We start from the raw sequence: 14137 nt of genomic DNA, 5'->3' as shown, positions 1-14137 counted from the left end.
AACGTCTTGACTATGAAGTAGCCGGTGATGCCGCCGGTATCCGAACCGCCAAGGGAGAGCGCAATGTGTGATGAAGCAAGATTGAAGGAATGGGCGGCAGGCGTGGTGAGCCGGCGGCAGTTTGGCGCGCTGGCCGGAACCGCGGCGATTGTCGCCTGCGCGCCCGGGGATGCTGTAACGGCGCAGGATAGCAGCGCGCAGCCCAGTCTCGACCTGACGGAAAGCGCGGTCACATTCGCCACCGATGACGGCACGATGGATGCGTTTTTCGTGCATCCGGCGGCGGGCGCGCATCCGGGCGTGATATTCTGGCCCGACATTGCCTCGATCCGCGAATCGAAACGCAACATGGCGCGCAGGCTGGCGGGTGAAGGCTATTCGGTGCTGGTGCTCAACCCTTATTACCGCGATGTCACGGGTGAGCAATTCGCCGATTTTGCCGACTTTATTGCGGCGCAGGGTTTCCCCAAAGTCTCGCCGTGGCGGACAAAGCTGGATGCGGGCGCAGTCGGGCGCGATGCGGTCGCGGCGGCGGCGTGGCTCGATGCGCAGGCGCCGGTCGATGCGGCGCGCGGGATCGGCACGCAGGGCTATTGCATGGGCGGACCCTTCACCGTGTGGAGCGCGGCGGCGGTGCCAGAACGGATCAAGGCGGCGGCAAGTTTTCATGGCGGCGGGCTGGTGCGCGAAGACAATCCGCTCAGCCCGCACCGCCTGCTGGACCGCACCGAAGCGGCGTTTTTGATCGCGGTGGCGCAGGATGACGATGCTGAGGCTCCAGCGGTCAAGGACACTTTTGCCGCCGCCGCCGAAGCCGCCGGACGTCCGGCCAAGGTCGCGGTCTATGCCGGGGATCACGGCTGGACCGTTCCCGACAGCCCGGCCTATGCGCAAGAAGCGGCGGAAAGGGCGTATGATGATTTGCTGGAGCTTTACGCTGCAAACCTGAGCCTCGACTAGGGTCAGGACCTAGGGCGCTGGCCTTCGGTCTGGTTTTCCTACTCGCTCAGGCTGCTGTAACCGGGCGGCGTGGACCTTCGACCGATTCCTGCCTTTGCGCACTTCCCATTCGTCCCGGCGAAAGCCACCGTGCGAGGTCGGAGTTTCTTGTGTCAGGACTGTGTTCCAAGTGTTCCATCCTGTAGGGTTTGCGCCTCGCAATCGGACCGCCCGCGCTTAGGAGCGCAGGCGGGCGCATCAGGAACGAGAAGCGCCCTCGCGCTCCTTGCTGCGCAGGTTCGACAAGCCAAAGCGCCCGAACTTGCGATAGCGGACCATCCACTTGTCCAGAAACAGCCCAAGCGGGCGCGGCGTTATGCCCAGATCATCAAAGGTGCGGGTGGTGCCGGAGACCACGCTGCCGGGCTGGAGCAAGGTCCATTGGTCCTTGCTCATCGGTGTGCCGGGGAGGCTGGCGAACACGCCGGACAGTCCATCGGGCATGGCGATGAAGCGGCGCTTGCGTCCCTGTGCGGCGGCGATGCGCTGGTTGATCTCCATCATGGAGAGTTGCTCGGGACCGCCCAGCTCATAGATGTGCCCGCCATGCTGCGCCGGGTGTTCGAGCGCGGTGGCAATCGCCTCGGCAACATCGTCGACATGGACCAGTTGCAGCCGCGCCTCGGGGCCGAACACCGGGAGCACCGGCAGCATCTCGATCAGCTCGGCGAACATGTTTATGAAGCTGTCATCCTTGCCGAACACGATCGAGGGGCGCAGGATGGTCGCCTCGGGAAAGGCCTCGGTGACACGCTGTTCGCCCAGCGCCTTGGCCCGGGCGTATTCGGCGCTGCTGCCCGCGTCGGGACCAATGGCGCTTAGATGGACAAAGGCGCGTGCGTTATTCTCCTTGGCGATGCCGGCCATGGCGCCCGGAGCCTCGCCCATCAGTTGCGTCAGATTGCCGCCAAACGCGCCAACCAGATTGACGACATGCGTGGCCCCGTGCAGCGCCGCCCTGAGACTGTCCTCGCGGGTGATGTCGCAATGCGCGAATTGCAGCTGCCCCAGATTGGCGAGCGGTTTGAGCGCAAAGCCGCTCTGCGGGTTGCGACTGGCGATCCGCACCCTAGCGCCGCGGCTGAGCAGGCCTTGCACGGCATAATTGCCGATAAAGCCGCCTCCGCCAAAAACAGTGACGAGCGCGTCTTGGAACGGGCTGGATGGGTGGGCAGTTCTGGCCATGGCGTGATCCGTAGCGGTAGCAGGAAGGGGTTGTTCGCAGCGCAATGCTTCAACGCGCACAATAGGGCAAGAGCGCTGTGAGGTTTGCGTTGACAGGCAGGCAAGCTGAACGCTATTGGCCCGCCCCTACCCCGGCGAAAAGCGCGATTGCTGCTCGCCACCCGTGCCCAGATGGCGGAATTGGTAGACGCACCAGCTTCAGGTGCTGGCGCTCGCAAGGGCGTGGAGGTTCGAGTCCTCTTCTGGGCACCAACGACCTAAGTAATTGAAATATTTAGGACAAAAGGCATATTCTGAAGACTCACATTGGTTCTCCAAACTCTTGTCTCGTATTGCCTTTTCCTTTCTTTTTCAATGCCTAACGGTTTCAGGCGTTCGAATCCCTGATTGTCCCGGATCGATCTAGCTCGAGATTTTTGCGGGCCTTTTCGTGGGCTTCTGAGAAAACGAAATTCCGAGGCCCGCACCTGCTTTCTTCGGCGACCCATTTTTTGAGTGTCGATTGGATAGTATCCCACCTGTGTGAGGTGTGTCGCGCGTCGCGTGACGCTTGACAAGGCGAGGTGTAATGGCTAGATAGGCCTCATGGAAATCGAATCCATCAGGCACAAAGGCCTGCGCCGCTTCTTCGAAACCGGCAATCCCAAAGGCTTGGTGGGTGATGTGGCTAGGCTGCGCAAGATGCTTGCCTTTATTGATGCAGCTGAAGGTATCGATGAGCTTTTCGTGCCACCTAACTTCGGCCTGCATGAGCTTGCAGGAAACCGGAAAGGTACCTGGTCGATGACCGTTACACGCAACTGGCGCTTGACCTTCAGAGCCAATGAAGAAGGCGCGCTGATCGATATGGATCTGGAGGATTATCATGGCGCTTAAGATGCACCCGTCGCTCGCCGTCCATGCCGGTGACTGGCTCAAGAGCGAGATTGTCGAGCCTGCAGGAGTAAGTGTAACCGATCTCGCTGCACATTTCGGTGTCTCGCGGCAGGCGCTGAGCACGCTGCTAAACGGAAATGCCAACCTCTCTGCCGATATGGCGATTCGCTTTGAGAAAGCATTCGGGGTCAGGGCCGATACCTTGCTGCGGATGCAGACAGCCTATGAACTAGCCCAAGCACGAGCGCATGAGGCCGAGATCAAGGTCAGTAAGTTTGCAGAGGCTGCTTGATAGCTGCCGACCTTAGCCAACGCAACGCGGAGCAGCGGATTATCGAACTCAAGGTCCAGGTTGATACCAGTCGATATTGTAAACGGAAGCAGCTGGGCCGTTTCCGGACAGTCTGCATTCGGGCGCCGGACCTCGCGAAGCGGACGTTCGGCAAACGACCCGATCCCAGATTTTCATGACCACGGGCAAAATCGCGGGGAACATCAGGCCGTCGGCACCGTTCCACCGTCAATCACATACTCGGTTCCCGTGATGGAGCCGGCCCGGTCTGAGGCTAGGAAGGCGATCAGGCTGGCAACCTCTTGGGGCATCGAGGGGCGGCCGATAGGAACCCCGCCGAGCGATTGCATGATCATCTCCCGGCCATGCTCCACGCTGACACGGTGTTTCGCCGCCAAGCGGCGCGCCAGATCGACCGAGGATTCGGTTTCGATCCAGCCGGGCGAGACCCGCACCACGCGCACGCCCTCTGGCGCGACTTCCTTCGACAGGCTCTTGCTGTAGGTCGAGAGCGCAGCTTTGGCAGCGGCGTAGCCGGTGGTCGCCTCGGGCAGAGGAAGTGCGCGCTGGATCGAAGTCACATGGATCACCACACCCGAACCGCGCGACGTCATGGCGGGCACCAACGCGCGGTCGAGCCGCACCGCCGGCATCAGGTTGAGATCGAGTTCTCTGCGCCACTGCGCGTCATCAAGCGCCTGGTAGCCGCCCGCCGGGGCCGAGGAGCCGCCGAGCATGTGGACCACGATATCGACCCCGCCGAGCCGGTCGTGCACTGCCTTGGCCACGGCGGCGCACCCCTCAGGCTTGGTCAGGTCGGCGGCGACGAACTGCGCGTCAGGCATCCTCTCAGGCTTGTTGCGCGCGGTGGTCAACACCCGCGCGCCCAGTTCCTCGAACAAGGCGAAGGTCGCTGCACCCGCCCCGCGTGTGCCTGAGGTGACCAGCGCGCGCTTGCCTTCCAGCGTGACGAAGCCGTTCATATCACGATCTCAAGGGCGGCGATCAGATCGCGTTCAATGGCGAAGAGGTAGCGCAGGTCCACCGGGCTGCCGGGAAAGTTGCCTTCGAGATGGCTGGTGACGACGATCTTTCCGTCTTGTTGGTCCAGCGCAAAGGGCTCGGCGGTATAGCTGTACTGCGTCGACGCATTCGCCATCCACTGCCGGATCGCATCGCGCCCGACATAGCTGTTGCCTTCGTCGATCACGGTCGCATCGGGGGTAAAGCAGGCAGCGAGCGCGGCGGCATCGGCGCGCTTGTCAGCGGCGAAATAGCGGGCGATCGGGTCGGGCAGATCGAGGGTCATGGTCGTTCTCCGGTTGGCACTGTCAATGTCGAAGAGGGAGATAGCGCTTTGACATCATCCGGATAAGCGGGATAAAGTGGGATACTATATTGCGGGATACGGGATAATGAGAAGCCACAGCCTGGCCGAGTTCGATGCAGTTATCGCCATTGGGCGCCGGGGCTCGTTCCGGGCTGCCGCACTTGAACTGAGCGTTTCGACCAGCGCGCTCAGCACCACGATTGCCAGACTGGAAGGCCAGCTGGGCGTTCGCCTGTTCAACCGCACCACACGCAGCGTCGCGCTGACAGAGGCAGGGCGCAGGTTCATTGAGCAAGTAGCGCCCGCGCTTTCGGATATCCACGAGGCGCTCGATACCGTCAGATCGCAGCAGGACATTCCGGCCGGAACGCTGCGGATAAACACCTTTGCCACCGCCGGGCGTGAGATACTTGAATCGCTGATGCTCGAATGCCTGCGTCGTTTCCCGCAGATCCGGATCGACGTGGTGACCGAGGGAAACCTTGTCGATATTGTCGCCGACGGGTTCGATTTCGGAATTCGCAGCCAGAACCTCGTCCCGAGCGATATGATTGCGATGCCGCTCGGCCCCGCGCAGCGCCATGCTGTGGTGGCTACCTCTGCCTATCTGGCAGAGAGAGGACTGCCCCGCGTTCCGGCCGATCTGGTTGGACACGCCTGCATCCGCACGCGGCTGCCCAATGGCGCGCTGCTGCGCTGGCAGTTCGAATCCGAAGGCGAGCCGCTGCAACTCGATGTCGACGGCCCGCTCACGCTCGACGAGGCGAGTCTGGCGCGGATCGCTGTGCTTGCCTCGGTCGGCATCGGCTATTTCATGGAGTCCGACGTGCGCGAGGATATCGCGGCCGGAAGGCTCGTTCGGCTGCTGGCGGACTGGACCCCGCCGCTCGCGCCGCTGTGCCTCTACTATCCCAGCCGGCGCAATCCGCCGGCCGCCTTCAAGGTGTTCGTCGATCTTGCGCGCGAGCTGGCGCGGGCACGCGCCGCTTGAACGGCGCAAGGCCCGGCCAGCTGTGTTGCCGACCGGGCCCGTGCCGTGATGGGCCGTCAGGATCACGCCTCGGTCGAGACCTCGAGGCTGACTTCGATGTTGCCGCGCACCGCGTGCGAATAGGGGCAGACGGTATCGGCTTCGGCCACCAGGGCTTCGGCTTCGGCGCGCTCTAGCCCGGGCAGCACGATCGCAAGCGTTACTGCGAGACCGAAGCCCTTGTCGGCGCGCGGGCCGATGCCGACCGTGGCGCTGACAGCGGAATAGGCAGGAACGCGGACATGCTTTCCTTGAGTAGCGACGAACTTCATCGCGCCGAGGAAGCAGGCGGCATAGCCCGCAGCGAAAAGCTGTTCGGGGTTGTTGCCCTGGCCATTGCCGCCAAGCTCCTTCGGCGAGGCAAGCCCGACCGCGAAGGCTCCGTCATCGGTGCGGACGCGGTCGTCGCGGCCACCGGTGGCAGTGGCGCGGGTGGTGTAGAGAAACTTGGTCATTTCATGGGTTCCTTGTGTGTGTGTGTGTGTGTGTGTGTGGTGGATCGGGGCGATTAGATGTCAAAGGCATCGCGAAGCCGCGCCGCACCCTGGGCGATCGCCGCCCGGGCCGGTTCGCTCGCCGCAAGCGGGTTGAGCATCACGAAGTCATGCATCGTGCCGTTGAAGCGGGTGGTGGCGACCGGCACCCCGGCTTCGATCAGGCGGCGGCCATAGGCCTCGCCCTCATCGCGCAGCAGGTCGTTTTCCGCCACGATGATGGTCGCTGCGGGCAGGCCCGAGAGCTGATCCTGCGAAGCGCAGAGCGGGAAGGCGAGCACGTCCTGGCGATGTTCTGCCGGGAAGTTCGCTTCGAGGAAGTAGTCCATCGCTTTGCGGGTCAGGAACGGCCCTTCGCCGAATGCGCGGTAGGAGGCATTGTCCGAGACATCGTCGGTCACCGGATAGAACAGCAGCTGGTGGCTGATCGTGGGGCCTGAACGGTCCTTGGCCATCATGGTGACGGCGATGGCCATATTGCCGCCCGCACTGTCGCCCGCCACCGCCAGCCGCGCCGGGTCGATGCCCAGCGCCGCGCCGTTCGCCGCGACATGTTCGAGTGCGGCATAGGCCTGCTCGTTGTTGACGGGGTAACGAACCTCGGGGGCGTTGTCGTATTCGACGAAGACGACCGCTGCACGGGCCTGCACCGCCAGCTCGCGGATCAGGTGATCATGGGTGTTGCGGTCGCCCATCACCCATCCGCCGCCGTGATAGTAGAGCACCGCAGGCAGATCGCCCGCTGCATCGGCCGGGCGCACGATACGGATCCGCACGGCTACGGTCGGGCCGATGTTCCAGACGAGGTCCTGCGTGGTGGTGGGGGCTGAAGCCTCCACCTCGTCCGCCTGCACCCCTGAGAGAACGGCGCGCGCATCGGCATAGGGCAGCTCGTAGATCGGCTGCCCGGCGGCAGCAGCCTCGGCAAATCCGGCTGCGGCCGATTCCAGGGTCTGGGCAATGGCGGGGACGGGCAACAGGGCCAGCAAAGCGCTGGAGGTCAGGGCGGAAAGCAGAATCGATTTGGTCATGGCTTGGGTCCTTTCTATATCGGGCACGATTCAATCGTGTGCGATTTACATAGCCCGATGATTCGGCTTGTCAACCCTTGCGATTAAATCGTGCGCGATTTATATCGTCGCCATGACCCAGACCGACTCTCCCGCCGATGCCGGCAACCCGCTCGACACGTTCCTGTGCTTTTCCGTTTATGCGGCAGGACTGGCCTTCAACCGCGTCTACAAGCCGTTGCTCGATCCCTACGGCATAACCTATCCGCAATATCTCGCGCTGGTCGCGCTGAGCAGCAAGGACGGGCAGACCGTCAGCGAGCTGGGCGACAAGCTGCACCTCGAATCGAACACATTAACACCGCTGATCAAGCGACTCGAAGCGGCCGGAATGGTTACTCGAACGCGCGACAAGCAGGATGAGCGGGTCGTCCGCCTGAGCCTGACGGATTCTGGCAGCACACTTGTCGATCAGATGCTCGGCTGTGTCCCTGCAGAAGTGCTCAAGGCTGCGGGTTTGGATCAAGAATCGCTGCAAGCGCTGAACGACGAGATAGCTGCAGTTGGGGCCGCGCTACGAAACGCTGCGGGCCGATAGAACCATCCAGCCGCCAGTTGCCGCACAGATAAGGCGCTTCTCAACGCGGTCGCTTTGACAACTCCAGACCTTCAGCAGTTGGGCCGATTGCGGGCTGACCGCATTTGGGACCGCAAACTGAAGAGCAGACATTCAGCTTACGAACCCGGAGCGGACACTCCCGGTCGCTCGCTGGCGCCAATTCCCCCTGAGTCTCCCAATTGCAGCGTACCTTCGATCACGACGACGACAGCTACATCTGCCCAGGCGGCAATCGCCTGCGTCTATCGAACCGCAACTTCAGCGTGCCGCGCCTGCGTGCCAATGCCGACGGCTTCATCCGCTATCGGGCCCGCGAGAAGGACTGTGGTGCATGCGGACTGAAAGGACGTTGCACCCCGAAGCTGGCAGCCCGCAAGATCATGCGCTCCGTCCACGAAAGCGCGCGCGATAGGGCCCGAGATATTGCAACCAGCGATGCCTATCTCGTCTCGCGACGACAACGGAAGAAGGTCGAGATGCTGTTCGCGCACCTCAAGCACATCCTGAAGCTGGATCGCTTGCGTCTGCGCGGTCCCAATGGAGCAAATGACGAGTTCCACCTAGCCGCAGCCGCCCAGAACCTCCGCAAACTGGCCAAGATGCAACCAATGCCGGGTCTCGCACTCGCCTGAGTGGACTGCTGCCTCCGCTCGTCCGCTATCCACACCCGCCTTCAGCCCGCGCCAGCTGCGACTTCTTCAACAGAATAGGGCGCAAAGCGGACATCGATTGGCCTTGTTTCGCGAAGCCGAAAGATCAACTTTAAGCCATGAAAAAGGCATCAAACCAGTACATTAAGCGGATTTAGCGGGCCTATTGGTGGGCTTTCTCGAAAACGACATTCGAGAGGCCTGCAGTTCCGCTTCCGGCCCTTTTTGAATTGGGCTGTGTACTCGCGCCCGCAATGCCAGGAACGGAGGATCAACGTCGCAGTTCACTGATTCCCAGTTCATCCCACATCCAGCCAAAGTTATAGCTAGCCATTGGGTCGGACTCGCCGGTTTTTGCGGAACCGTTTTCAAGATATTTGAGCCATTCCGCCACCTGGGGCCTGCCGGTTCTTGCGCGCGCCAGGGCGCGGGGCGTCTTGTTGCCCAATGCCGGAACCGCCTCGTCAAGCGCTCGCACATATTCGCGGGTCAGCAAGTCGTGAACAATGTGTTCCATCTCATGCGGCGGAATTTCCGACGACAGGTCCGGCTCGTCGCGGGTGGCACCATCGGTCATCACCTGAGCCAAGGTCTGGATTTCCGTGAGCGGCGTTTCGACGCGTTCACCCAGCCAATCGCTGATCTGTTGGGTCGCCTGCTGCGCGCGTGTGGCGCTGTTCACTTCGACGATCAGTTTGCGCCCTTCCAGTTCTACATTGGCGAAAACCGGTGCGCCGTCATCCATGGGGTCAGCAAAGCCTGTTTGCCAGTGCTCCCAAATTGCCTGCTACTTGCGGCAGGCGCCAGCCAGTTCCAGAAGTTATCGCTGGCGGGTGAAAGCCATTCCGCCGCATTCAGCATTCGCGTCACGGTCCTTACCAGCACATTTTTTGCCAGTGGGAAGATGATCCGATGGAACACTAGATCATCACCGTCGGCATTGACCATTTCCGGTTCCTCGCTCGCCATCAGCTGACCCAGGCTGTCCAGCAGCCAGATATTGGTGAACATCGGCGCAGAGGCGCGCAGCAACATCTCCGGATCGGTCGGATCAGGCCCGGCCTCGTTTCCGGATTCGTCAAGCAATAGGGAATAGGTTTCCGCGATCCGCTTTGCACCTTCCGGGCTGAAGGCCAGAAGTGCGCCGGAAATACCACGCCGCCCGTTCACCTCGACGACTCTGGTGGAAATCTTGTCCCAATTGATCAGGGTTTGGGTGGCGCTCTGCTCGTGCACAGTCACTGGCGGTGTATCACGCAACAGATCGCGTAGAGTCATTGACCGGCCAGACACGACGTCGCTCACCTCATAGAGCGACATGACACCATCGCGCAGTGCACGCATATAGGCCTTGTTGTGCGCCTTCTCGTTCCAGCCCCTGCGCTTGAGGTAGTCATTGACCAGGTTGGCGCCATCCGGCTCCAGTTCCTGGGCGAGCATGTCCTCGAATGCGCAGCCCCATATCGGCCCTTGCCAGTGATCGCCGATGAGATCGAATATGGCATCCGGATCGAGCCCAGTGTCTTTGCATGCGAGGCCTAGGTGGGCAGACAGCATGTCGTCCATCACTTTGCCCCAGGGTTCGCGCTCGGCAAATTTCATCAAGCGGGAGAGATCGTGGGTGGAGTTTGATCGGGACATTGAGCTTGACCTTGGTTCGAGCAGTGCCTGGTCTTCGTAAGTTGCTTTGGATGAGAATCCAGGATGACCATGTAGCATGGCAGAATGGTGGAAATTCCTGACCTTTGGAACAGGCGGTATGCCGTCCAATGAGTTATCTTGCATATTTTACCAATAACGTCCATATTTGGACGATGTATGATGTCATACACAATCAATTGTCCTCAATTGGACAGAAGATTAGGGTCAGGAGGGTTGCATTGGGCCTGACGCAGAAGGATGCGGCGGAGCGGTCGGGCGTAGCCTATCGCACCTGGCGGCGGATGGAGGGGGAGGGAAAGGCCTCGATCGGGGATCTTGTCCGCGCCGCGATGGTTCTGCGCTGTGAACATGGTCTGGTAGAGCTTTTCCCCGAACCGGTGGCCAACAATATGGATGAGTTGCTTGAGCGTCAACGTGTAGCATCGGGGAAGCGCAAGCGCGTGGGGAGGACGCGCAAGTGAAACTCGCGCCTGGAACTCCGCTTGAAGTGCTGCTCTGGACTGACGAGACAGCGGCGCCTCAGCCGGTGGGTCGGCTCGCCATGGCAGGCGGCGTGGCGCAACTCGAATGGTCAGAGTGGGCGCGTGCTGCAAGACTAGCCTTTTCACCGCTCCACTACCCGCCTGAACCGGGCCTTCATGCCGCGCGTAGGGGATTGTTCGATGGCTTGCACGGTTTCCTGGCTGATAGTCTCCCGGACGCGTGGGGGGCGCTCCTGCTCCATGGGCAATTGCGGAGGCTGGGCCATCGATACGACGATCTTGATGCAGTGGACCGGTTGGCATTGATTGGCAACAAAGGAAGGGGGGCGCTGGTGTTCCGTCCGGCGACGCTTGTTGCCGAAGATGCAGGTGCGATCGACCTCGACCGGTTGGCGGGCGAAGCGCATCATGTCCTTTTGGGGCACGAAAGCGAACTCGATGCGTTCCTAGCGAGACTTGGTGGTGGTTCAGGTGGGGCCCGACCCAAGGTCCACATCAGCATTGATGCTGATGGATTGCTGCAAGCGGGAGACGAGCTTGCAAACAGCGCAGCTGGCCTTGTTGCGGAACAATGGATCGTCAAATTTCCCTCGCTCAGCGACCCTCCCGATATTGGCCCGATTGAAGAGGCCTATGCCCGTATGGCGCGTGCTGCCGGGATTGAAATGGCCGAGACACGGCTGATCGCCTCGCAGAATGGCAGCGGGCATTTTGCCACCCGCCGTTTTGACAGGCCCGCACCCGGAAAGCGGATCCATATGGTCAGCCTTGGCGGGGCAGTGGAGGCGTCGCCCCACATGCCCAGCCTCGACTATGATGGTTTCTTCAGAGCAACACTGGCAATCACGCGTGACGTTCGCGACCTGGAACAGGCCTTTCGGCGGATGGTGTTCAATGTCCTTGCCCACAACCGCGACGACCATGTCCGTCAGCACGCATTCTTGATGGATACGAAAGGCGAATGGCATCTTTCCCCTGCCTTCGACTTGACATTTTCCCGCGGCCCCGGCGGAGAGCATTACATGGGTGTGGAAGGTGAAGGGCGGGCAATCACCCGCGCTCATGTCGATGCGCTCGGACAGCGCCATGGCATTGCACCCCGCCGCATTGCAGAAATGGTGGAGCAGGTGAGAGACGCCTTGGCTGAGTGGCCTGCCCATGCACGCGAGACAGGTGTGGATGCTTCGTGTGACGAGATCAACGTAGTGCTGACAAAACAGTGGCGACAATTTGCTCTGTGAGGCTAAATTATCAAGGTGGATACATGGAAAAAGGCAAATATATCAGCTTGATAGAATGCATTGCGGGCTTATTTGCGGGCCTCGCACCGTTTGGGCATCAGAAAGGCATGTAGTTTCAATATCTTGAGTATCTCAATGTGGTGCCTCTTCTGGCACCATTGATTTAAAGTATTGAATTATAAAGTTAAAACGACGTATTTCAAAGGTCGACCGGATCGTATCCCGCCTGAGTAAGAATTGTCGTGCGTCGCGTGACGCTTATCTGTCCCTACCAACTCTCTAATGCAAGAGACGTGTTGAATTGACGACCGAAGCGCTCCTGCCACCCTCATACCAAGCATTTCCTTTACCCAGCCGCGGGCTACGTCATGACATTACGTCGTTCTGTCCTTGTAGCCCGCTTCGGTCAGCGCCATTCTCAAGGACAGAGACACCTTATTGCTGTGCGCAATTAGGCTTGTCAGCATGGTTTGGGTTGAGCCGGAACCGAGATGTTAGCACGGGGTTGTTGCGTCAAATTGGCGTGATTGCTTGACGCGTGTGATTGACAATTCCGGCGTTTTACCAACTCTCGACCCGCAGATGAGTACGAATTAAAAACAATATATTTTCAGTGCTTTACTTGACCTCGCCGACCCCTTCTACGGCTCTTGCGAAAACCACATCGAAAGGCCCACTTCGTCCTCGCCATTGGATAATTTCTGATCGCTGCATGGCGTCGCAGTGCGAAACTGGCCCAGCTGCTGTTGCAAATCGAGCAACAGATAACGGGCCGCTTGCGAACCGTCGGGGCTTGGGGTTCAAGGAACAAGAGATTGCCATTCGGTAGACGATCTTGGTTCGGAATTTTGAGCAATTCCGTCCGAGTGGTGCGTTTTTCCATAAGCGATGACAGACTAAGGCCTAAGCGTCTACATGCCCATCGCAGCGGGAAAGACCACCTCGGCGCGCAGGCCCCCGGCGGCGCGGTTGGATAGCCGGATCTGCGCGCCGTGCGTATGCGCGATGGCGCGGGCGATGCCCAGGCCGAGGCCGGTTCCGCCGGTCGCCCGGTTGCGCGATCCCTCGCCGCGGAAAAACGGCTCGAACACCCGGTCCAGCTGGGCTTCGGGGATGCCCGGACCGTTATCCTCCACCGCGATCCTCAGCCCCTCGGCATCCCGCTCCAAGCGAAGGCCGACCCATCCTTTGCCATAGGCCCGCGCGTTTGCGAGCAGGTTCTCGAACATCCGGGAAATCGCCAGCCGGCTTCCGGCAATCGTGAACGGGTCCAACGGGTTGTCCTGAATGACGTCGACATGCTGCGGCGCTGCCTCGGCGAGCTTGGCGAGGAAGGCGCGCAGTTCGATCAATTCGTGCTCCACGACTGGGCTTTCGGCGCGGGCATAGGCCATCATGTCTGAAAGCAGGTGCTCCATCTGGGCAAGGTCGGATTCGATCTCGGCAACCGGGATAGTGTCCCTGCCATCGGTCCTCAGGCGCAATTTGGTGAGACCCGTGCGGATGTCATGCGCAATCGCGACCATGATCTGTTCGCGCTCGCGGATCAGACCGTCGAGCCGCAGCCGCATCCGGTTGAGCGCATGCGCGAGGCGGCGCAGCTCCAGCGGGCCGGTCTCCGAAACGGGGACAGCGGTTTCCGCCAACCCGACACGCTCTGCATCAAGCTCCAGCGCGCGGATCGGGCGCATGATCACATAGTGAAGCGCAAACCCCAGCACACCCGTCACCACCAGCAGCAGGGCAACCAGAAAAATGAGGCCATAGGGCCGCTCGGTATAGATGATCGAAGGGGACAGCCAGATGTTCAGAACCCGGCGATCTTCGAGCGCAATCGCGATATGCAGCGTGCTTGAGGAGTTGTAGAACAGGTCGGGATTTGCGCCTCTCATGCGCGCCAACTCGAGCGCACCGAATTCACCAAAGCGAATGTCTCGTTCCCGCAACCGTTCGGCAACCGCGCTGTCGATCCCGATCAGGAGCGTCTGTCTTGCGCCATCAGCGGCAAGTGCGGCATCGAAGCTATCATCTATCCACGCCACCCGCGACCGGCTTGCATAGGTCGACAGGATCGCTCCTTCGACCTCGGTCGGCGAAGTCTCGATCAGCCATACCAGTTCGGTGATGCCATCAGCGCTATCGCTGATCGCCCGGTCAAACACGCGGCCGGACAATGGCGTCTGCATGATCAGGATCAGCGCGGCGAGGGTCAACACCAGCAGGCCGAAGGTCAGGGCCAGCACCCGCGCGAGGATCGAGTTGAACAT

At 60.9% G+C, this 14137-nt stretch carries 15 protein-coding genes, 1 tRNA gene and 1 pseudogene; 9 read left to right on the top strand and 8 right to left on the bottom strand.

The window, feature by feature from the left end; genetic code table 11:
• Positions 1-63: 63 nt before the first annotated feature.
• Positions 64-960 carry a dienelactone hydrolase family protein gene (locus tag ACM64M_RS02575; RefSeq protein ID WP_416227066.1) on the top strand — a complete coding sequence of 299 codons (897 nt, stop codon included), beginning with the start codon at positions 64-66 and terminating at the stop codon, positions 958-960.
• Positions 961-1197: 237 nt separating this feature from the next.
• Here the strand turns inward: ACM64M_RS02575 and ACM64M_RS02570 are convergent, their stop codons facing one another.
• Positions 1198-2184, bottom strand: coding sequence for a complex I NDUFA9 subunit family protein (locus ACM64M_RS02570; RefSeq protein WP_416227065.1), 987 nt, complete (start codon positions 2182-2184; stop codon positions 1198-1200).
• A 165-nt stretch (positions 2185-2349) separates the two neighbouring features.
• On the opposite strand from ACM64M_RS02570, the gene ACM64M_RS02565 reads away from it, so the two are divergent.
• From ACM64M_RS02565 to ACM64M_RS02555, 3 genes are all read left to right on the top strand, one after another.
• Positions 2350-2436 (top strand) — tRNA-Leu (locus ACM64M_RS02565).
• 333 nt (positions 2437-2769) lie between these two features.
• Positions 2770-3060 (top strand): type II toxin-antitoxin system RelE/ParE family toxin, encoded by a 291-nt coding sequence (locus ACM64M_RS02560; RefSeq protein ID WP_416227064.1) that lies wholly within the window; start codon positions 2770-2772, stop codon positions 3058-3060.
• Positions 3050-3352 carry a HigA family addiction module antitoxin gene (locus ACM64M_RS02555; protein ID WP_416227063.1) on the top strand — a complete coding sequence of 101 codons (303 nt, stop codon included), beginning with the start codon at positions 3050-3052 and terminating at the stop codon, positions 3350-3352. Before ACM64M_RS02560 ends, ACM64M_RS02555 begins: the two co-directional genes overlap by 11 nt.
• 203 nt (positions 3353-3555) lie before the next feature.
• On the opposite strand, the gene ACM64M_RS02550 is transcribed toward ACM64M_RS02555, so the two are convergent.
• A complete protein-coding gene (locus tag ACM64M_RS02550; RefSeq protein ID WP_416227062.1) occupies positions 3556-4335 on the bottom strand; it encodes an SDR family oxidoreductase in 780 nt (259 codons plus the stop codon).
• Positions 4332-4661, bottom strand: coding sequence for a nuclear transport factor 2 family protein (locus ACM64M_RS02545; protein WP_416227061.1), 330 nt, complete (start codon positions 4659-4661; stop codon positions 4332-4334). The genes ACM64M_RS02550 and ACM64M_RS02545 overlap by 4 nt, the downstream gene beginning before the upstream one ends.
• 106 nt (positions 4662-4767) lie before the next feature.
• On the opposite strand from ACM64M_RS02545, the gene ACM64M_RS02540 reads away from it, so the two are divergent.
• The gene (locus ACM64M_RS02540) at positions 4768-5673 is read left to right on the top strand and encodes a LysR substrate-binding domain-containing protein (protein WP_416227060.1); all 906 of its coding nucleotides are present in this window, start codon (positions 4768-4770) and stop codon (positions 5671-5673) included.
• 62 nt (positions 5674-5735) lie between these two features.
• Here ACM64M_RS02540 and ACM64M_RS02535 read toward each other — a convergent pair whose 3' ends face one another.
• Together ACM64M_RS02535 and ACM64M_RS02530 are read right to left on the bottom strand one after the other, a co-directional pair.
• Positions 5736-6167, bottom strand: coding sequence for an organic hydroperoxide resistance protein (locus ACM64M_RS02535; RefSeq protein ID WP_416227059.1), 432 nt, complete (start codon positions 6165-6167; stop codon positions 5736-5738).
• Between the two features lie 53 nt (positions 6168-6220).
• Complete coding sequence (locus ACM64M_RS02530; protein WP_416227058.1) at positions 6221-7237, bottom strand: alpha/beta hydrolase; 1017 nt, start codon at positions 7235-7237, stop codon at positions 6221-6223.
• A gap of 112 nt (positions 7238-7349) precedes the next feature.
• Between ACM64M_RS02530 and ACM64M_RS02525 the strand changes: the two genes are divergently transcribed.
• Positions 7350-7814 (top strand): MarR family winged helix-turn-helix transcriptional regulator, encoded by a 465-nt coding sequence (locus tag ACM64M_RS02525; RefSeq protein ID WP_416227057.1) that lies wholly within the window; start codon positions 7350-7352, stop codon positions 7812-7814.
• A gap of 209 nt (positions 7815-8023) precedes the next feature.
• Positions 8024-8467: pseudogene (locus tag ACM64M_RS02520) on the top strand (transposase); the annotation flags it as partial.
• 289 nt (positions 8468-8756) lie between these two features.
• Here the strand turns inward: ACM64M_RS02520 and ACM64M_RS02515 are convergent.
• Together ACM64M_RS02515 and ACM64M_RS02510 are read right to left on the bottom strand one after the other, a co-directional pair.
• A complete protein-coding gene (locus ACM64M_RS02515; RefSeq protein ID WP_416227056.1) occupies positions 8757-9230 on the bottom strand; it encodes a hypothetical protein in 474 nt (157 codons plus the stop codon).
• A complete protein-coding gene (locus tag ACM64M_RS02510) occupies positions 9197-10126 on the bottom strand; it encodes a hypothetical protein (RefSeq protein ID WP_416227055.1) in 930 nt (309 codons plus the stop codon). The genes ACM64M_RS02515 and ACM64M_RS02510 overlap by 34 nt, the downstream gene beginning before the upstream one ends.
• Before the next feature lie 239 nt (positions 10127-10365).
• On the opposite strand from ACM64M_RS02510, the gene ACM64M_RS02505 reads away from it, so the two are divergent.
• Both ACM64M_RS02505 and ACM64M_RS02500 read left to right on the top strand, forming a co-directional pair.
• Positions 10366-10608: a helix-turn-helix domain-containing protein gene (locus ACM64M_RS02505; RefSeq protein ID WP_416227054.1), complete on the top strand. Its 243-nt coding sequence runs from the start codon at positions 10366-10368 to the stop codon at positions 10606-10608.
• Positions 10605-11870 carry a type II toxin-antitoxin system HipA family toxin gene (locus ACM64M_RS02500; RefSeq protein WP_416227053.1) on the top strand — a complete coding sequence of 422 codons (1266 nt, stop codon included), beginning with the start codon at positions 10605-10607 and terminating at the stop codon, positions 11868-11870. The genes ACM64M_RS02505 and ACM64M_RS02500 overlap by 4 nt, the downstream gene beginning before the upstream one ends.
• 911 nt (positions 11871-12781) lie before the next feature.
• On the opposite strand, the gene ACM64M_RS02495 is transcribed toward ACM64M_RS02500, so the two are convergent.
• Positions 12782-14137, bottom strand: a complete 1356-nt coding sequence (locus tag ACM64M_RS02495) for an ATP-binding protein (protein ID WP_416227052.1) — start codon at positions 14135-14137, stop codon at positions 12782-12784.

The organism is Qipengyuania sp. ASV99, from assembly GCF_047872805.1.
In the GTDB taxonomy this organism is placed as follows: Bacteria; Pseudomonadota; Alphaproteobacteria; order Sphingomonadales; family Sphingomonadaceae; genus Erythrobacter.
This window is presented reverse-complemented; position numbering and strand designations above follow the sequence as displayed.